The sequence below is a fragment of the Desulfitobacterium sp. PCE1 genome, assembly GCF_000384015.1.
GTDB lineage: Bacteria > Bacillota > Desulfitobacteriia > Desulfitobacteriales > Desulfitobacteriaceae > Desulfitobacterium > Desulfitobacterium dehalogenans.
Genome location: NZ_KB913023.1, coordinates 738190 through 756447, shown reverse-complemented (window position 1 = coordinate 756447; position 18258 = coordinate 738190). Strand labels below are relative to the sequence as shown.

The 18258-nt window shown below is 43.1% G+C and carries 19 protein-coding genes; 12 read left to right on the top strand and 7 right to left on the bottom strand.

Annotated elements, in window-relative coordinates; all coding sequences use genetic code 11:
- Nucleotides 1-1365: a sugar phosphate nucleotidyltransferase gene (locus DESPCE1_RS0103765; RefSeq protein WP_019849519.1), complete on the top strand. Its 1365-nt coding sequence runs from the start codon at nucleotides 1-3 to the stop codon at nucleotides 1363-1365.
- 182 nt (nucleotides 1366-1547) lie between these two features.
- Here DESPCE1_RS0103765 and DESPCE1_RS0103760 read toward each other — a convergent pair whose 3' ends face one another.
- Together DESPCE1_RS0103760 and DESPCE1_RS0103755 are read right to left on the bottom strand one after the other, a co-directional pair.
- Complete coding sequence (locus DESPCE1_RS0103760; RefSeq protein WP_014792709.1) at nucleotides 1548-2939, bottom strand: DUF4179 domain-containing protein; 1392 nt, start codon at nucleotides 2937-2939, stop codon at nucleotides 1548-1550.
- Complete coding sequence (locus DESPCE1_RS0103755) at nucleotides 2940-3473, bottom strand: RNA polymerase sigma factor (protein ID WP_014792708.1); 534 nt, start codon at nucleotides 3471-3473, stop codon at nucleotides 2940-2942. It lies immediately after the preceding gene.
- A gap of 213 nt (nucleotides 3474-3686) precedes the next feature.
- Between DESPCE1_RS0103755 and DESPCE1_RS0103750 the strand changes: the two genes are divergently transcribed.
- The 8 genes from DESPCE1_RS0103750 (at nucleotide 3687) to DESPCE1_RS0103715 (ending at nucleotide 10037) form a co-directional block, all read left to right on the top strand.
- A complete protein-coding gene (locus DESPCE1_RS0103750; protein ID WP_014792707.1) occupies nucleotides 3687-4256 on the top strand; it encodes an RNA polymerase sigma factor in 570 nt (189 codons plus the stop codon).
- Between the two features lies 1 nt (nucleotide 4257).
- Nucleotides 4258-4692 carry a zf-HC2 domain-containing protein gene (locus DESPCE1_RS0103745; protein WP_019849518.1) on the top strand — a complete coding sequence of 145 codons (435 nt, stop codon included), beginning with the start codon at nucleotides 4258-4260 and terminating at the stop codon, nucleotides 4690-4692.
- Between the two features lie 20 nt (nucleotides 4693-4712).
- A complete protein-coding gene (locus tag DESPCE1_RS0103740; RefSeq protein WP_019849517.1) occupies nucleotides 4713-5477 on the top strand; it encodes a DUF2953 domain-containing protein in 765 nt (254 codons plus the stop codon).
- Nucleotides 5467-5826, top strand: a complete 360-nt coding sequence (locus tag DESPCE1_RS0103735; protein ID WP_014792704.1) for a GerW family sporulation protein — start codon at nucleotides 5467-5469, stop codon at nucleotides 5824-5826. The genes DESPCE1_RS0103740 and DESPCE1_RS0103735 overlap by 11 nt, the downstream gene beginning before the upstream one ends.
- Before the next feature lie 239 nt (nucleotides 5827-6065).
- Entirely contained in the window at nucleotides 6066-6683 is a 618-nt protein-coding gene (locus DESPCE1_RS0103730; RefSeq protein ID WP_014792703.1) for a TetR/AcrR family transcriptional regulator, read from the top strand.
- Between the two features lie 6 nt (nucleotides 6684-6689).
- Complete coding sequence (locus tag DESPCE1_RS0103725) at nucleotides 6690-8060, top strand: B12-binding domain-containing radical SAM protein (RefSeq protein ID WP_019849516.1); 1371 nt, start codon at nucleotides 6690-6692, stop codon at nucleotides 8058-8060.
- Nucleotides 8061-8140: 80 nt separating this feature from the next.
- Nucleotides 8141-8272 carry a hypothetical protein gene (locus tag DESPCE1_RS23945; RefSeq protein WP_019849515.1) on the top strand — a complete coding sequence of 44 codons (132 nt, stop codon included), beginning with the start codon at nucleotides 8141-8143 and terminating at the stop codon, nucleotides 8270-8272.
- 397 nt (nucleotides 8273-8669) lie between these two features.
- Nucleotides 8670-10037 (top strand): citrate/2-methylcitrate synthase, encoded by a 1368-nt coding sequence (locus DESPCE1_RS0103715; protein WP_019849514.1) that lies wholly within the window; start codon nucleotides 8670-8672, stop codon nucleotides 10035-10037.
- Nucleotides 10038-10160: 123 nt separating this feature from the next.
- On the opposite strand, the gene dapA is transcribed toward DESPCE1_RS0103715, so the two are convergent.
- The 3 genes from dapA to DESPCE1_RS0103700 form a co-directional block, all read right to left on the bottom strand.
- Nucleotides 10161-11039 (bottom strand): 4-hydroxy-tetrahydrodipicolinate synthase, encoded by an 879-nt coding sequence (gene dapA, locus DESPCE1_RS0103710; RefSeq protein WP_028305447.1) that lies wholly within the window; start codon nucleotides 11037-11039, stop codon nucleotides 10161-10163.
- A 132-nt stretch (nucleotides 11040-11171) separates the two neighbouring features.
- Nucleotides 11172-12407 (bottom strand): NADP-dependent malic enzyme, encoded by a 1236-nt coding sequence (locus tag DESPCE1_RS0103705; protein WP_019849512.1) that lies wholly within the window; start codon nucleotides 12405-12407, stop codon nucleotides 11172-11174.
- A 22-nt stretch (nucleotides 12408-12429) separates the two neighbouring features.
- Entirely contained in the window at nucleotides 12430-13317 is an 888-nt protein-coding gene (locus tag DESPCE1_RS0103700) for a CoA ester lyase (protein ID WP_014792697.1), read from the bottom strand.
- 318 nt (nucleotides 13318-13635) lie between these two features.
- On the opposite strand from DESPCE1_RS0103700, the gene DESPCE1_RS0103695 reads away from it, so the two are divergent.
- Nucleotides 13636-13968: a cupin domain-containing protein gene (locus tag DESPCE1_RS0103695; protein ID WP_019849511.1), complete on the top strand. Its 333-nt coding sequence runs from the start codon at nucleotides 13636-13638 to the stop codon at nucleotides 13966-13968.
- Nucleotides 13969-13987: 19 nt separating this feature from the next.
- Nucleotides 13988-14899, top strand: coding sequence for a sugar phosphate isomerase/epimerase (locus DESPCE1_RS0103690; RefSeq protein ID WP_019849510.1), 912 nt, complete (start codon nucleotides 13988-13990; stop codon nucleotides 14897-14899).
- A 66-nt stretch (nucleotides 14900-14965) separates the two neighbouring features.
- Here the strand turns inward: DESPCE1_RS0103690 and DESPCE1_RS0103685 are convergent, their stop codons facing one another.
- The gene (locus DESPCE1_RS0103685) at nucleotides 14966-15829 is read right to left on the bottom strand and encodes a hypothetical protein (protein WP_019849509.1); all 864 of its coding nucleotides are present in this window, start codon (nucleotides 15827-15829) and stop codon (nucleotides 14966-14968) included.
- A 194-nt stretch (nucleotides 15830-16023) separates the two neighbouring features.
- On the opposite strand from DESPCE1_RS0103685, the gene DESPCE1_RS0103680 reads away from it, so the two are divergent.
- Nucleotides 16024-16911, top strand: coding sequence for a LysR family transcriptional regulator (locus DESPCE1_RS0103680; RefSeq protein WP_019849508.1), 888 nt, complete (start codon nucleotides 16024-16026; stop codon nucleotides 16909-16911).
- 84 nt (nucleotides 16912-16995) lie between these two features.
- On the opposite strand, the gene DESPCE1_RS0103675 is transcribed toward DESPCE1_RS0103680, so the two are convergent.
- Nucleotides 16996-18147, bottom strand: coding sequence for a C4-dicarboxylate ABC transporter (locus DESPCE1_RS0103675; RefSeq protein WP_019849507.1), 1152 nt, complete (start codon nucleotides 18145-18147; stop codon nucleotides 16996-16998).
- Between the last annotated feature and the right edge of the window lie 111 nt (nucleotides 18148-18258).

Here is an 18258-nt window from a genome sequence, read left to right as displayed (position 1 = left end):
ATGCAACTCATTTTGCTTTCCGGTGGAGCGGGAAAAAGACTTTGGCCCATTTCCAATCCGGCACGTCCCAAACAATTCGTCAAGATTCTTCAAAATCAAGAAGGTCAGACCGAATCCATGGCCCAACGGGTATGGCGGCAGCTTCACGCCAAGGGATTGACCTCATCAACACTTATTGCCTGCTGTGAATCTCAGACTGATAATCTGACCTCTCAGCTTTGCCCCGACATCAAATTCGTTTGTGAACCTGAACAACGGGACACTTTTCCCGCTATTGCTCTTGCCTGCTCTTACCTGCATACTCAGGAAGACCTTAATGAAGACGAGGTCGTCATCGTTGCTCCCATCGATACCTATGTCGAAGAAAACTTTTTCGATAACTATAGAGAACTTGCCCGATTATTGACTGAAGAACACGGGGAAGTCGGATTGATTGGGATCGCACCCACATCATCTTCCTCTTCTTTTGGGTATATGGTTCCCTCCTCAGAAGCGGCGGACCCTGACTTTTTAAGAATAGAGCGTTTTGTGGAAAAACCTCAACCTGAAGTAGCAGAAAAAATAATCAAAGAAGGGGCTCTATGGAATAGTGGAGTTTTTGCTTTTAAGTTAGATTTTATACTGAACTGGTTAAATAGCCATAACTTCCCGACTCAATACGAAGACCTGCGATATTGTTATTCTTCCCTGCCAAAGACGAGCTTTGATTATGAAGTATTGGAAAATTCCTCTCAAATCATTGCCGTAAAATATGAAGGAAACTGGTTAGACCTTGGTACATGGAAGACCTTAACCGCTATCTTGCCTCAGACCATAGGTAAAGGGAGAACAAGTCCGGATTCGGTAAATACCCACATAATCAATGAACTCGATATCCCCATTCTCACCTTGGGGACCTCTGATATAGTGGTAGCTGCCGGCCCCGATGGCATCCTTGTGGCTGATAAGGACTCAAGCCCCCGCCTGAAAGACTTTACCGGTGCTTATCAAAACCGCCCTAGGTATGAAGAGAGGCGCTGGGGTTGGTATTATGTCCTCGATCACTCAAAATCGCTGGATGGTTATGAAGTTCTAACCAAGAAACTTCATCTTCACCATGATAAGTGTTTAAGTTACCAAGTTCATGGCATGCGTACTGAGGTATGGACCGTTACCAGTGGGAACGGACTGTTTGCCTGCGATGACAAGATCTATCCGGTGAAATCAGGGGATGTCCTTCATATTCCGGGCGGAACAAAACATGGTCTGAAGGCCATCACTGATTTAGAGCTCATCGAAGTTCAATCCGGGATTAACTTAATCGAAGAAGATATCACCCGCATTTACCTCTCCTGGGAAGAAGTCGTAAAGCACTGCACCCAGTAAAATAAATAAGCTTAATTGCTCCCTTCATAATTAATCTTGAATATGCAATCTCCAAATGACTAAAGCCCGGGAAGAAATCCTTAAAAAAGAATTTTCCCGAGCTTTCTTTATTATACTTCCCTATCCTTTTTCCTCACATAAATTCATAGAGTATGAGCATCTTACTCATGAGTGCTTCATATCTATTCTGCTAGTTTAATCGTAACTGCTTCATCCTCATTAAGCTTCATCGGTCGAGCATAATATCCAACCTTTTTTGCCTTAGCGATAATCTCTTCGCCGCTGACATCCTTAAAGGTAAGGGTAATGGTGATTTTCCCGGTTTCCCGGTCATAGCTGTCATCATGAAACGCTGCAAAATCCAAACTCTCACCGTTTTCATCCAGCAGTATCAAATCAGGATAACTAATCCCCACTGCTCCCTCCTGATGGAAAGTAGCTACCGCTTTTTCCGGGGTAAGCTCCAGCCCTTCCATCACAAAGCCACCCAGTTCACTCTCCGGCATAGCAATCGGATAACTGCCGATTTCTGCAGTCCGCAGCTTCGGTGCAGGTAAGCCATCCTCCTCACTTCCGCTAACTATGGGAATAAGAGTCAGCTCCTTCATATCCGTTCTGCCTCCGATAAACTCAAAGTTGTTGGTGACCTTTATGAAGAAATTGCCTCCATAGGTAGCCGTAGGAATGACCGTCAGATACCGGCCCTGCTCATCTCGAAGAGCAAACTGTGAGAAGGTATTTTCTGCTCTTTCACTAAGCACAATTTGATTGCCAAAGGGAGAGATGGATACCTTTTCGATGGTAATATCATGCTTATATTCCCCATTCCAGCCAGTGGTCACCTTAGCCTTCATCTTGGGGGCAACCGTTAAGCTTTCCACGGCAACACTGCTTTTGTCCACACTTAAAGGAATATGCCAGCGCCCTTCTTTACCAAAAATCTCTTCAGTGTAGATCTCAAGATTCATAGTATCCTCTAAAAGCCCCACCACAGCAAATCGTTGCATACCTTTCAGAGTATAAGGATCTTCCAGATAAGCATCGATTTCATTTTGGGCAGGAGGTTCAATATAACGCCCATTCTCTTTAAACCAGAAATGAGGGGCTGTCCAATTGATGCGCCACTGCTCTATAGTCTCTTCGTCGCCTAATAGTTGGATAGGCTCTTCACTCTCGGCTGTATAGAAAACACTAATATAATTATCATCAACCGCCAGATTATCCACCGTCACCTTAATTCCCTGGTCACTGGCAGAGACTCCGACTTGACTGTTATACTGCTCATAGACCGCTTGCTGGGAGAGATATTTGAAATCCCGCGGGGCATTAAAATAGCTGATCACGCCGCTGCTCATCTCACCTACGAGAGGGGAAGCAACCACCGACATCGAAGCAAATACTATAAAACCCGCTACAACAAGAAACATCTTCTTGGGTAATCTTCTTACTCCCTGTGTCTTCTCGGGTAAATTAGCCATTAAAGAATCCATCCTTTCCGAAAATCCTCTGGGGACGTTAATCGGTTCACCTTTTGCTTTGTTTTTTATGAATTGGTCAAAGTCATGATGTTCCATTTATTCCATGCCCCCTTCATTCACTAACAACACTTTTAATTTTTGTCTTGCCCTGGCCAAACGCGATTTCACCGTGCCTGTGGGCAAGCTTAACGTTTTACTAATATCCTTGATACTCATATCCTCATAATAAAAAAGCACGGTTATGGTGCGGAACTCCTCATCCAGTTTTTTCACGGCAGTCCATAGCTCTCCTGATTCATTAATCATGCTTTCCGAACTCTCTTCGGGAACCTCAAGTTCTTCTAAGTATATGACTTTCTTGCGCTTATTGGCTAAAGAATAGGCTTCATTGATGACAATCTTCATAATCCAGGGCTTAAAACTGGCAAAGGATCGCAGATCGCTCAAATTCCTATAAGCCTTCAAGATCGCTTCACTGGTCACATCTTCTGCATCTGCGTCATTATGGACAATGCTCTTGGCCAGCCGAAACATATTTAATTTGTGATTATCTATGTAGGTACAAAATCTCTCTTTTTCTTCACTTGCCGTTCTACTTAAGCTACGATTAAAGACGGTTTTCGTAAGCACATGGGGTACCCCCTCGTTTCCCACCCTTTCCAAATCTCTTATCACCTCAGTCTTGCTTATTTGTCCAGACACCTGATAGATGATTATGAGAAGGAAAAGGTTCCCGTATTAAAAACTTTTTTAAAAAATATCTTTTCAGCAAAACTTTATTGGATTTATTGTGTATTAATTAAGTGAGGCAAAAACTATAAACATAGAAGGATGATCCGAGCTTTGGACTCTTCAGATGCAACCCTCCTGAAACTTTATAAGAAGGATAAAAATCAAGGGTTGGAGCTTCTCTACGATCGGTATAAGAAGTATATCTATACAATTGCTTACCATTATGCCGGAAACAAGGAAGATGCTCTCGATTTAACCCAAGATGTTTTTCTGTCCATCTTTAAATCCTTGGATCGCTTCGATGACAGCTTTTCTATGCTCCCTTGGATTAAACGGATTACGGTCAATAAATGTTTAAACTACCTAAGGGATAAAAAGGACGCCTTATCCTTAAACCAACATAATGAAAATGGTCATGAAATTCAAGAGCTACTTCCTTCCAGCAATCGGACCGAGGAAGCGACTCTATACCTGGATACAAAGGAGACCCTGGTCAAGGCCATTCATGCCCTTCCTTCTGAAGAACGCATGGCTATTATCCTAAGGCATATGAAGGGTATGAAGTATGAGGAAATTGCCAAAATTATGGGAGTTCCTTTAGGAACTGTAAAGACCTATTTATATCGAGGGCGAAAAAATCTTAAGACGTGTTTAAGCAAAGACGGATTATGGGAGAGATAAAATGATGACATGTAAACTGGATAAGCTACTGCTTCAGGATCTGCTGGACGATACTCTTGATCCCATAGAAAAGCTCTTTGTGGATGAACACCTTAAGATCTGTCCGGAATGCCGAAAGGAGCTCAATGAGCTGAAGCTTCTTTTCTGGGATCTCAGCGATAAATCTACTTATGAAATTGAACTTCCTCCTGAGCTGGATCAGCTTAAAGGCATCCTCCTTGAGCAAGTCTCTGAACCTTCTTCTCAGAGTTCTTTCACTGCCCTTGTGGAAATCCAGCGTAAAAATATAAGATCGGCCAGCAGGTTCCTCGATTATGTACCCGGTGTTAAAGCAAGCAATAACCTCGCTAAAGAAAGTTTAAAAGCCACCCCATCAGCTCTTAAATTGGTATCAAAAGGTCTGCTCAAGAGCACTAAGTTTCTCAAAGCTAAGTAATAGACCTTGGAGGTGATTTATTGTTCTTATCCATACTTGGTTTTCTTTTACAAGCCCTTGGTTACCTCCTCTTAGCGATCCTCATCATAGTTTTGGCCCTATTAATCATTCCCTACCGCTATCGTATAGCCGGAGAAAAATATGAGCAAAGCCTATTGGAAGGCTCCATCACCTGGCTCTTTGGAGGAATAAAGATTGATTTTAGCCGCACTTTTCCTGGAAGGTTCAGAATCAATCTCGCTGTTTTTCGATGGATTGAACATACCTTTGAACCAAAGACTCCTCCCAGTAAGTCAGAGAAAGAAGGACTCCCTCCTATCGGGAAGTCCGAGAAAGACAAGTATAGCAAAGGAGTTGATCACGCTGCAAAGAGCAAATCCAGTCATAAGGGCAAGGGAAAGAAATCTTCATTTAAAGAGTTTTTAAGGCCGGACATCCTAAAGGAGGCTCTCTCAACTCTGGTCAAACTACTTAAGCACTTTCAGCCCCATACCCTCTTTGTTTCTGCCAAAGTGGGATTCAGCGATCCCATGATGACCGGCTTGCTTTATGGTCTGCTCAGTCAGTTTCATTTCTTGATTCATAAACATGATCTTCATGTGCAACCGGTGTTCGATGAAGAAGTCCTTGAAGGAAAATTTTTAATTGGTGGCCGAGTTTGGGTCCCCTCTCTCCTCTTTATGATTTTAGGGTTCCTGCTCTCTAAACCAGTTAGAAGTATATACATTTCCAAGCTCTTTAAAAAACCAAAGAAATCTAAAGGAGGTCCTCAATATGTCAATTAACACAAAAGAAAACATCGATACGATTTTTGAAAAACTGGAAAGCTTTCTAAAGTCCAAGACCGTGGTTGGAGATCCTATTAAAGTGGGCGAAACTACTATTATTCCCTTTATTGACATTACTTTCGGTCTTGGCACAGGCGGCGGCGGTGGTAAAGATGAGAAAGGTAACGACGGAACCGGCAGCGGTGCCGGCGCAGGGGCTAAAATCCATGCCACCGCAATCCTGGTCATCAAAGGTGATCAAGTTGAGCTCCTTCCCATTAAAAAAGCCGGTGGTTTAGAAAAGCTCCTGGATATGGTTCCGGAAATCGTGGATAAAGTAAAAGAACAAAAGGATGATGAAGATTAATCCTTATTCAAACAGCAAACATTATAGATAACCACTTCCTACACAAAAACGCGGCTCAAAATGAGCTGCGTTTTTGTGTAGGAAGTGGTATCTTCCTTAGAGAGTTTACATCTGACAAATTATGTTTTATACTTAGAACATAAAAATTAACTTGGTTAACTTTTATGTTCAGTTCATATTTTTACTAAGTAAGCTTATTGTCTCTGTCGGAGCCAGTACAAAACCCTAAGGAGGTCATGATGAGTAAGAACAGTACCTTAAATCGGCGAGAACGAAAAAAAGAAGAGACAAAGCAAAGTATCCTTACTACAGCTATTCAGTTTTTCCAAACCCAAGGCTACGATGCCACGACCATGGAGCAAATAGCGGAGGCTGTGGACATTTCGAAAGTGACACTCTACAATTACTTCCCCTCTAAAGAGCTTATTGTGGCCGAGTTCTTTCAAGACATGAGTCATCAATTTGTGGATCAGGTTTTGGACTTTTTGGCAAAACTACCGACTACCCGCTCAAAAATTTATGAATATTTTCGTGGGCAGTTTGAATGGAACCTCCAATACCGTGAACTCCTTCAAATCTACTTTGTTCACCAGTTTCAATCTATGTTACAACCAGAAGCTTATCAGAACAGCGGTATGGATCAGGTTCTTGCCCAAATCATTCGCTACGGTCAGGAAGCGGGTGAATTACGCCAAGATCTGCCGACAGAATACTTGGCCAAGCATCTTGAGATTATGTATGTCATGGAATTTATGGTCTGGATCCTTGAGGGAGATTCTTGGAACCCTGAAAAACATCTCGCGGCAATGGTTGATCTCTTTATGAATGGTGCTGAAAACAAAAGCGAAATGAGGTAATAGCAATTGAAAGTACTATTGATCCAGCCTCCCAGCAGCACAGTCTTTATGGACAAAGTATATATGTATGAGCCTCTCGGATTGGAATACCTTGGTGCGGGTTTGAAGGAAGATGGTCATGAGGTACTTCTCCTTGATGCCCGCCTGGAACCGGATTTTGAAAGGGCCTTTCACTCCTTTCAACCAGATATTGTGGGTATAACAGGATATACTAACCATCTAAACATTGTTAAAGCAATTGCTGCTCACTTCAAGGAGATTAATCCAGATGTGTTTATCATCGTTGGCGGTCATCACGCCACTGTAAAACCTGCCGACTACAACGACCAGGCTATCGACTTAATCGTTATCGGGGAAGGGGTCTTTACCCTGCGCCAGGTTCTGAAGCATAAAGAATCTCAGCTCCCCTTGGGAGATATACCGGGCTTGGCCATACCAGGCTCCATCATGTCCTTTACTGCTGAGCGTCCCTATACAAATCTGGATGATCTGCCCTTTCCCGACCGTTCCTTGACCGCCCGTTACCGCAACCATTATTTTAGTGACTGGATGAAACCCATCGCCTCGATCCGGACTTCTTTGGGATGTTTCGGACGGTGCAATTTTTGCGCCCTATGGTCAATAACCAACGGAAAATATCTGCAGCGAAATCCGGAACGGATCGTTGCGGAATTGCATGGGATCCAAGAAGAAATTGTTTTTTTCTGTGATGATGAATCCATGTGTGACACAAGAAGAATGGATCAACTGGCCGATCTGATTCAGGTAGCAGGCATACGCAAAAAATATTTCCTCTATGGCCGGGTTGATACCATTGTGAAACATCCTGAACTATTTGCCAAATGGAAAAACATCGGCTTAATCCAAGTCTTCGTCGGCTTTGAGAGCTTTTCCGATGAGCACTTGCAAGGCCTTAATAAAAACATTACAGTGGCACAACAAGAAGAGGCAGTAAAGATTCTTAATGACCTTAACATCGATATCTATGCTTCTTTTATCATTGATCCTTCCTTTACCCGCCAAGAATTCGATCAACTGATTGCTTATACCCGTAAACTCAATATTTCTTATGCCGCCCTCTCCATCCTTACCCCTTTACCGGGAACAGCACTTTACGAACAGAACAAGGACCGGCTTCTGACTCATGATCCCAAATTCTTTGATTTCATGCATACGGTATTGCCCACTGCCCTGCCACTTAAACAGTTTTACAGTGAATATGCCCGAACCCTTATGAAGGCTACTCCGGTTCCCCGTTATTTCAGGTTCATTTCCAAGTTTGATCGCAAAAGAAGAATGTCCACCATGAAGGAACTCTATGGAGTAGTGACCGATGTCCGGGAAGGGTATAAATGGCATCTGGCAAAAGAATCTTAAGTGACTATAAAGAGCATCTCACTTCTTGTCGAACAATACTATAGAATAACCCATAGAGCGATTAAGATGAGGTGGCAGACATGAATATCTCCCGGGAAAGGCTTCACGATTTAATTGACCAAATACCTGATGATCGTTTATCTTATCTTGACGATGTGTTTAACCGGATCTTGAGAAGCGAATTACATGAGCGTCCTCCCTTGCTGCAATAGCGAGTGAGGACGCTTTTCGTCAATGATTAAACAAACAAATGGATAAACATCACAACAAGAAAAAAATATCCTGTAAAGCTTGCTTCCAGATACTCAAAGCAGCATCAAAATAAAGCAGTAAAGCAATACTAAGAGTAAAATGACAGGTAGCGATTAATGTATCATTTCATATACCTGTGCACCTTCTTATTTTTCCTTCAGATATCATATATAATATTAGTGTTCTTCTGAGATGCTATATAACAAGAATTTACTTGACTAATTCCCACTGACAACTCATAATGTATATAAAGTTGTCTGCAAGTAATCTCTTGCTTTCAGCAGACTATACAGCTTAAAAGTAAGCCTGTCACACCAAAAGAATATACGATTAAAAACATAAAGAGGAGTTGTTGCTATGGAAAATGTTGACCTCAAAAATTTTGAAGAAAGTATGCTGGATGAACTCAGTGGACTTACTGTAAAGAAAGGTCCCATTGACCCGGAACTTTACCAGAAGTATGAAGTTAAGCGCGGACTTCGCGATTTAGACGGTAGAGGTGTGTTGGTGGGCTTAACCGAGATCGGTGAAGTTCATTCTTATATTATCGATGAAGGGGAAATGGTTCCCGTACCCGGCCGGCTTATTTATCGGGGCTATGATATTACGGATCTTGCTCGGGGCTTTATGGAGGATAACCGTTTTGGATTTGAGGAGACAGCCTATCTTCTTCTCTTTGGCAAATTACCGAACAAGCAGGAGCTCTTTGATTTTCATAGTCTTCTCGACATCTATCAAAAACTCCCTGATAATTTTGCCAAAGATATGATCCTCAATGTACCTAGTAAAGACATCATGAATGGAATGGCCCGCAGTGTCTTGGGCTTCTATTGCTATGACTCCAATCCCGATGATACTTCCATAAAAAACGTACTCAAACAATGCATCCGCCTGATTGCTGCCTTCCCTGCCCTTGCTGTTTATTGTTATCAAGCCTATACCCATTATCACGGGAACAAAAGCTTGGTTATTCATAGCCCTCAACCTGAATTAAGTCTGGCTGAAAATATTCTTTATATGCTGCGCCCAAACCACAAATATACGGAGCTGGAAGCTAAGCTTCTGGATCTGGCCTTAGTCCTTCATGCGGAACATGGCGGGGGAAATAACTCCTCCTTTGTCACTCATGTGGTTACCTCCACCGGAACGGATACTTATTCAGCCGTAGCATCAGCATTGGGCTCCTTACGAGGACCAAAGCATGGCGGTGCCAACCATAAAGTTATTCAAATGTTCCAGGATATCAAAGAAAAGGTCTCCGATTGGCAGGATGAGGATGAACTCAGCGCCTATCTTGATAAAATTCTTCTTAAGGATGCCTTTGACCGCTCCGGATTGATCTATGGAATCGGTCATGCGGTCTACTCCATCTCCGACCCCAGAGCCGTAGTTCTGAAGCACTATGCTTCGAAACTCGCCGCTGAAAAGGGTCTGGATAACGAATTCAATCTTTATGCTAAAGTAGAAGAACTGGCTCCCCAGATCATTGCTAAGCACACGAAGATTTATAAAGGAGTCAGTGCCAATGTAGACTTCTATTCAGGTTTCGTGTATCAAATGCTCAATCTCCCTCTGGAAATGTTCACTCCTATTTTTGCGCTCTCCCGCATCGCCGGTTGGAGTGCTCATCGGATCGAAGAAATCGTCAATGGCGGAAAGATCATTCGCCCTGCTTATAAGAGCGTGGTACCCCGTCAAAAATATATTCCCCTTAACAAAAGATAACGGCGTCAAGTCGTATATTGGGAGCTTTAGGTTAGAACTATATGGACCTTGCTCAATCAAAAGGAGCTGTTGTACCGCGAACTATTTTGTTCGTAGTGCAACAGCTCCCTTTTTGCCATATCTTCACCTTAGCTTCCACCCGCTAAGTATTTCATTTAACACTTTTTCTTCTGCCGGTGTCGTTTCAACCAGGGGCGGCCGTACACTCCCTACTTCAATCCCCATCTGATTGAGTAAATATTTGATCGGAACAGGATTGGCCGTAATAAAAACTCCTTTAAAAATTGGCATCAGCTTTAAGTGCCACCTGCGCGCTGTTTCAATATCTCCGGAAATCCAAGCATCGATCATCAGCTTCATCTCATTCCCAATAATGTGGGATCCTACACCAACGACCCCATTACACCCCAGTGCCAGCATGGGGAGAGTCAGGGAATCATCCCCGCTAAAGATTTCAAATTCATCAGGTAATATTCGCTTCAATTCGCTCACTTGATCCATTGATCCTGAAGCCTCTTTAAGTGCTGTAATGTTGGGGACACAGCTTAAACGCAGAACGGTTTCAGGCAAAAGATTCGCAGAAGTCCTCCCCGGCACATTATACATCATGAGCGGAAGAGAAGATACTTCCGCGATCCCGCGAAAATGGCGGTATAACCCTTCCTGTGAAGGTTTATTGTAATAAGGCACGACGGCAATTAGACCATCGACCTCCGTCTCTAAGGTGCGAAGAGCCATTCCGACACTTTCCTGTGTTGAATTGCTCCCTACACTTGCGATGACTTTGGCCTTTGATCCGACCGCTTTTTTTACAACCCTAAATAATTCAAGCTTCTCTTCATCTGCTAAGGTAGGGGATTCTCCAGTTGTGCTTGCCACAACGATTCCATCTGAGCCATGTCTTACCAAGTACTGCGCCAAATCGGCCGCCGCTTGATAATCCACTTCCAGCTCTTTATTCATTGGCGTAACCATCGCAGTTAATAACCTGCCAAAGCTCACTACTCTCAACTCCGATTTCAATTCAAAATTCCGACTCTAATTCCTGCTTCTTGTACATTCTGAATAGTTAACAAAGAAACAGCCATGGCTGGGGCTGTTTCTTTGCTTAACTATTTAGGAGGAATCTAAATCTTATTTGCCTTCTTGGGCAAGTAAGCTGATTAAGTTCAGAGCAACCTGCTCTGGATCGACCTTCTTTTTGGCCACACCGCTCTCCATGGCTGCTTTGGCTACAGCCGCAGCTACAGCGGGAGCCACTCGATGGTCGAAAGCTTTCGGAATGATATACTCTGCATTGAGCTCCTCAGGGCTGATAATGGAAGCGATTGCTTCCGCAGCGGCAATTTTCATTGGCCCATTGATTTCTCTCGCTTCGGTGTCAAAGGTCCCGCGGAAAATTCCGGGGAAAGAGAGAATATTGTTGATTTGGTTGGGATAGTCGGAACGGCCGGTTCCTACTACAGCAGCGCCCGCTTCCTTAGCCTTTTCAGGCATGATTTCCGGAACAGGATTAGCCTGAGCAAAGACAATTGCATCTTTGGCCATGGACCGGATCATTTCTTGTGTTACTGTATTTCCTACGGAAATTCCGATAAATACGTCAGCGCCCTTCAACGCTTCCGCAAGGCTGCCCTTAACCTTAGAACGATTCGTCTTTAAAGCGATTTCCGCCTTATATTTATTCATGCCTTCGGTGCGTCCCTCATAAATCGTTCCTTTGGTATCGCACATAATAATATTTTGGAGACCGCAATCCATCAACAGCTTAACGATGGCCATCCCTGCCGCACCGGCTCCACTTGTTACGATCTTAACATCCTTCAGGTCCTTCTTAACAATCTTCAGAGCATTGATCATAGCCGCCAAGGTCACGACAGCTGTTCCATGCTGGTCATCATGGAAAACAGGACCATCATACACTGCTTTCAACTTCTCTTCGATTTCAAAGCATTCAGGTGCTTTAATATCTTCTAAATTGATGCCTCCAAAAGTAGGCTCCAGTAATTTGACCACTTCGACAATCTTATCCATATCCTTTGTGTCCAAACAAATGGGAAAGGAATCTACCCCAGCAAAATTCTTGAATAGAAGAGATTTCCCTTCCATTACAGGCATAGCCGCACGGGCACCAATATCTCCAAGACCAAGAACAGCGGTACCATTGGAAACCACGGCCACACAATTAGCCCGATTGGTGTAAGTGTTAACCAATTCAGGATTTTTAGCAATTTCCAGACAGGGTTCAGCCACTCCCGGGGAGTAAGCTAAGCTCAAATCATTGTAATCACGGCAGGGAACTTTAAGAGCGATCTTGATTTTGCCACGATGATCAGCATGGAGTTTCAGCGCATTCTCTCTTAAAGACATTTAAAACACTTCCTTTATCTGTTTACTTTTTCCCAAGCTTAGCATCAATCTCAGCTTGATTCGCAAGAATGTCGAGAGCATTGCTATAAACAGGAGTATCCACCAGCTTATCCTTATAGACGATTGCTGCTTTTCCTTTAGCAATAGCCTCTTCTTCGAAAACCTTCTTAATCTCTCTGGCCCATTGTACATCTTCCGGGTCAGGAGAATAGAGACGATTAGCGGCTTCCACAAGGCTGGGATGAACAATCATCCGTCCTTTATACCCCAATTGGCGCCCTTCCGCTATGTTGCGCGCATATCCTTCTTTGTCAGTGTAATTGAGGAAGGGCGCATCAAGAGCTATAATACCGGCAGCACGAGCCGCAACAGCAACATAACCCCGAGCGAACTGCTGCTCTTTTGCTTCAGGGGTCAGCTTAACCTGCATATCACGGGTAAAATCTACCGCTCCGAAAATTGCCGCAGTAACACGAGGGCTGGCAGCACAAGACTCATAGGCGTTGATGACACCGATGGCGGTCTCTATAAGCAGGCAGATCTTTATGCTTCCTACTTCCAGACCATTCTTCCGTTCCAGCTCCTCAAGTCTCCAGGCCAGACGCTGTACGTCGCCGGCACCGGCAACCTTGGTGAGATTGATTCCTGTAAGACCTTCACATACTGCAGCTTCCAGATCATCATCAGTCATATTCGTTTCCCAGGCATTCACTCGAACCCACGCCTCAGCACCTTGAGAGCCCGCGTGCTTGATATTCGCACGCACCATTCTGCGTGCTCTTGATTTTTCCTGAGGTGGTACCAAATCCTCCAGATCTAAAATAAGTGCATCCGCCTCATAGGTTAAGGCCTCATCCAGAGCCTCCTTATCATTTCCTGCAACAAAGAGCACCGATCTCATAATAGCCATTTTACTTCCTCCTTACTGAATCGCGTTTTGATACGCTTTTTGTGCTTTCATTGTAGATACCCCGTGCCTATAAGTAAAATACCTATTCTGAATACAGTCTATTTACGAACTGAATAAGCTCTGACTTTTCCTAATTTCCACACTATTCATTCGCTCTACTTATTCGCACTCTTTATTCTCCCATTGAATACGCAATATTCTAAATGGTTATTTTACTCCCTTAGAAAAACTCTTTATTCTAAAGATGAGCCACAAGTCTTTTGAGGAGATGGATCAAAAGCTTAACTGAAAATGCTCAATTGAAGGGAGGTATAAGTCATGAAGTTCACCAAAATCACAGAAATATTAAGTAAGAACGTAAAAAAGACTGTACTCTATGAAAGCGAGTGCACCAATACAGCCGTAATCAATTTACAGCCTGGAGATTCCGTCCCTGCTCACCAACACCCTAATACAGATGATATTTGGGTCGTCGTCCAGGGAGAAGGAGAACTCCTAGGGGGTAAAGGAGTCTCTTTACCTATGAAAGCGGGTACGATCATCCCCAACCTTAAAGGAGAAGCCCATGGCATAAAGAACACCGGAGATGAACCTCTTGTGGTGATTGCGTTTTCTGCTCCAGTACCTATCGAAACCTTCCCCGTGGACTAAAGCTTAAGGAGGATGCCCAATGAATGAATCCTTTCGTAAATATATGAAGGTAGGTCTCGTTCATTTTATGGCTTATCCCAGCACCGGCAAAGGAGAAGGGCCCATCCTGGAAACTTTGAGAAGAATTGCTCTCGATGACTACTTTGAAGTAGTCGAAATGACCTGGATTAAGGACCCCATCGTTAGGAAAAAAGCCAAGCAGATTATTGAGACCTCCCATATGGAGTTTTCTTATGCGGGGATGCCCCGGCTCTTGATCACCAAGCAGAATATCAACTCCCTCAATGAGGAAGAAAGATTACGAGCCCTGGCCAATGTAAAGGAAGGTATTGATGAAGCCTATGAAATGGGCGCCAAGGATTTCGCCTTCCTCAGCGGAAAATATGAAGAATCTAAAAAGGAAGAGGCCTATCAGGCATTGATCCGCTCTACCAAGGAAATATGTGCCTACGCCAAATCCAAGGGAACTATGAAGGTCGCTATTGAAGTATTTGACTATGATGTTGACAAATGCTCTCTGATTGGACCTGTGGCACTCACCCAACGATATGTTAAGGAAATTCGCCAGGAATATGACAATTTCGGCTTAATGGTAGACTTAAGCCACCTGCCTCAACTCCGGGAAACACCGGCTGAATCTCTGATCCCTGTAAAAGACTATATTATCCATGCTCACATGGGCAATGCTCTTGTCAAAGACAAACTCTCTCCAGTCCATGGAGATGAACATCCGAGATTTGGCTTCCCTGGCAGTGAAAATGATGTGGATGAACTTGTGGAATACCTCCGCGTCCTTCTGGACATTGGATTCCTTAACAAGGATAATCGGCCGATTGTCAGCCTGGAAGTCAAACCATATGGGGACGAAGACCCTGAATTGGTGATCGCTAATGCTAAGAGAGTCCTAAATTTAGCTTGGGATCGGGTATAATTTCTCAATACAATTGATTCTTAGCTTAAAACTTAAAAAAGTAGAGTTTATGTTCAATTGGAGAACTTAAACTCTACTTCTCTTTTGTTTTATCTCAAAATAATTTGTGGACTGAATCAATGCCTCTATCCTATTTTTCCAAAAACAGAGCCAAAATACAGTAAGCAGGAGTGTCAGTAAGGATAAAACCCCTGACGTAAGCGGAGAAAGGAATTCTTCCGCTATCTTGTGACTGGCAATCGTATACATCTGGAATGAAAAAATATATATCCCCCACTCCACTCGGATTGGCATTTTCTTCGTCCAGCTCTGATAGCACCATAGGATAAGGATAAAGACAACAGTCCAAATACCAAAGCCCCAAAAAAAGCAAGCCAATAGCTTAAGGGGCTGTATACTATCCAATAAACCCATGAGGAGCAGATTTTTAGCAAGATCAAAAATTGTACAGACGGTCACTCCCACAGTCCCAAGAACAAAAACAAAAAAAGTATTGATCTCAGCAAAGGTGAGGGACTGCTGAGCGATCCGGACAACGACGAGTACACTGAGGCAGTGGAACCACAGGAATCCAACTATGAATAACAGCGTGTTCATTCCTAACAGCAGCCATATCCAGCCCAAATTGAGAATAATCGCTCTTTCCAAGAGAGCATTACCAATAAGTTGAACACTCATATAGAGCATAGGTACCATGAACCAAGTTATGTTTATCTCTTTACAACTGCATATCCTTTTATAGGTCAAAAAAGAAATCCCAACTACAGCTGCAACCCAAAAAGAATTTAGCATAATATACGCTTGAATGGGACTGAAAAAGGACATCACCTTTGACATCCATGGATAGAGAATATTGCTCCAGCTCCCCACCCCGATAATGATTGCCAAATAAACAAAGGCTCGATACTTAGAAAAAACTTTTATTGGCATATCTTTAACCCTTTCAAGAGTGCTAAGATTCTTTTACCAAGTCTGGAAGATATGAGAAATTTGCATTATACTTAAAGAGCATCAATTTAAAATACTTCTATCTACCATTTTAATTATCTTCTATCGAGATGTGAAATACCCGTTATGAATACGGTGTATTCTGATAACGAATAAATGCAAAGGTGGATGGATAAGTGGAAATACGGCATTTAGAATATTTCATCGAAGTTGCACGTCACAAAAGCTTCAGCATCGCAGCCGAGGCAACCCATACCTCCCAACCCTCGATCAGTAAAGCGATTAAGGATCTGGAGGCGGAGCTGGGAAAAGCATTGTTCTATCGCAGTACAAAGTTTGTAAAACTGACAGATGCCGGGGAGCTTGTTCTTGAGCAAGCGCAACAAATTGTGGCTGCATTTAGAAATATCAACACTCAATTGGAAGGCCTGGCCAAACTACAAACAGGAAAGATCCACATCGGGCTCCCTCCTATTACCGCTGTCACAACCTTTTCCCATATGCTCGGTGCTTTTAAAAATGAGTATCCTAAAATCCAAATTCAGCTCTTTGAATATGGCCCCAAAAAGATTGAAGCTTCTCTCGAAGACGGCTTACTGGATTTCGGCATTTTTACACCGGAAGATAAGGATCTCTTTGAATGGATTTGGTTCGAACAAGACCCCCTTAGTGTCATTATGCACCCTAATCACCCATTAGCTCTGAAGGAATGTATTGATTACAAAGACTTTGCCGGAGAGCAACTTATTTTATACAATAGCGACTATAAGCTCCATGATATTATTATTGCAGGATGCAAAAAGGCGGGTATTAACCCGGAGATCGCCTTTGAAACCTCTCAGCGCGAATTAATGACCCAAATGGTGGCTGCTAAGCTTGGCCTAGCCCTTTTACCTACGAAGATTTGCGAAGTTCTTAACCCGGAAACCATTATTTACCGACCCTTTTCAGACTCGAACCTATGCCTTCAACTCGCTCTGATCTGGAAGAAAGGTCGCTATCTTCCTCATGCCGCTCAAGAATTATTGACTTTTCTAAAGGAGAATTACCCTCTTTTCAATTAAAAAGTACGGGATCAAGGTTTCAGCGAACCTTAGTCCCGTACTTTTATTTATGTTTGACTGATAAAAGATAAAGATGCCTAACATTTATTTTAAAGGAAACGCTGATTGACCATAATCAGCCTTACAGGCCGAAGGATATTTTTCTCTTTGAGAATCTTTTAGAATGGGAGTTCCAACGAATAGTTTTCCGCTAACTGCACCACGAGCTGTGTTCGCAAATGTATATACCCAAAGAACAGCTAAAAGAACCGTCAAAAGAGCTGTATAACCTGTGGTTAGCGGAGTGATAAATACAGCAGCGATCTTTTGACTGCATAGGGTGTAAGCTGCCAGGGGAAAGATATAGGCCCACCAACCCATGCTAAAGGGAATTCCACCTTTGCGAAGCTGATGTACACTGATAATCGTGATGATGCCTACAATCCAAGCACCAAATCCCCATATGACCACTGCAATAAGATTGGCCAAGTCCGTTGAAGCTAACAGTCCAAGCTCTTGAGCATTCTTTGAAGCATCAATAATCGCACTGACCGCCAGCCCTACCGCACTGAGAAAAATCCCGAAAGAGGGTATGGTGTCCGCAGGCGGAAGAGGGTGATTAGCCAAGCGAACAAAAACAATCGCGCTAATAAAGATAAAGAGAAAAAATCCGATCCCAAATAAGGCGGTATTCATAAGGAGAACGGATACGCTCCAGGAAGAATGAAGTTTCATGGTAAGCTCCAATACAGGATTGCCAATCAGGGAAACGGCCATATTGGCTATAGGAGCCATAATCCAAGAAAAATTGATCATTTCCGGTCTGGGTGTCTCTTCCACCCGCATCATTCTAAAGGTAGTGTAAAAGGTGAAGAAGGTCACCCCGATAATAGCAATAACCCAAAAGGTGAAGATCAAGGAATAGATTAGAGTCTCACTTAAGTATTTACTCCATATTAGATAGATATTGGTTCCGAAAATTACCGTAGCCACGGGCATGGTCACAAAAAAATTACCTGCCAGAGGATGATTCAAATCACGGTAGGCATAAGGAAAATACTTAAGCCAACGGATCACCCAAGGAATGAGCACACAAAAATAGAGAATATCTGCTAAGGCAGCCAATGCTATACCTAAAAAATGCCCTAAAGGAAATGAATTTTGCCATAGAAAAAATATATTTGCTAGACCTCCTGTACCCATAATTACAGCAAACCAGGCAGGAGCCAAATATTTAATCGGATGACGTTCAAGCACTTAAGGAGTCCCCCTTATTTTGAAACGATGTTTCATTTAAAATAGCCACGCATCTATTAGACCATAAAAGTGCTGTAAGTACAAGACTCAAAGTGAATCTATCATAAGTCT

What these genes read in the sequence shown, in the direction of transcription:
- DESPCE1_RS23945 (WP_019849515.1), top strand. Translation starts at nt 8,141, where the DNA reads ATGAATATCTCCCGGGAAAGGCTTCACGATTTAATTGACCAAATACCT.
- DESPCE1_RS0103715 (WP_019849514.1), top strand. Translation starts at nt 8,670, where the DNA reads ATGGAAAATGTTGACCTCAAAAATTTTGAAGAAAGTATGCTGGATGAA.
- DESPCE1_RS0103685 (WP_019849509.1), bottom strand. Translation starts at nt 15,829, where the DNA reads ATGCCAATAAAAGTTTTTTCTAAGTATCGAGCCTTTGTTTATTTGGCA.
- DESPCE1_RS0103735 (WP_014792704.1), top strand. Translation starts at nt 5,467, where the DNA reads ATGTCAATTAACACAAAAGAAAACATCGATACGATTTTTGAAAAACTG.
- DESPCE1_RS0103760 (WP_014792709.1), bottom strand. Translation starts at nt 2,939, where the DNA reads ATGGAACATCATGACTTTGACCAATTCATAAAAAACAAAGCAAAAGGT.
- DESPCE1_RS0103705 (WP_019849512.1), bottom strand. Translation starts at nt 12,407, where the DNA reads ATGTCTTTAAGAGAGAATGCGCTGAAACTCCATGCTGATCATCGTGGC.
- DESPCE1_RS0103765 (WP_019849519.1), top strand. Translation starts at nt 1, where the DNA reads ATGCAACTCATTTTGCTTTCCGGTGGAGCGGGAAAAAGACTTTGGCCC.
- DESPCE1_RS0103730 (WP_014792703.1), top strand. Translation starts at nt 6,066, where the DNA reads ATGAGTAAGAACAGTACCTTAAATCGGCGAGAACGAAAAAAAGAAGAG.
- DESPCE1_RS0103690 (WP_019849510.1), top strand. Translation starts at nt 13,988, where the DNA reads ATGAATGAATCCTTTCGTAAATATATGAAGGTAGGTCTCGTTCATTTT.
- DESPCE1_RS0103745 (WP_019849518.1), top strand. Translation starts at nt 4,258, where the DNA reads ATGATGACATGTAAACTGGATAAGCTACTGCTTCAGGATCTGCTGGAC.
- DESPCE1_RS0103695 (WP_019849511.1), top strand. Translation starts at nt 13,636, where the DNA reads ATGAAGTTCACCAAAATCACAGAAATATTAAGTAAGAACGTAAAAAAG.
- DESPCE1_RS0103700 (WP_014792697.1), bottom strand. Translation starts at nt 13,317, where the DNA reads ATGGCTATTATGAGATCGGTGCTCTTTGTTGCAGGAAATGATAAGGAG.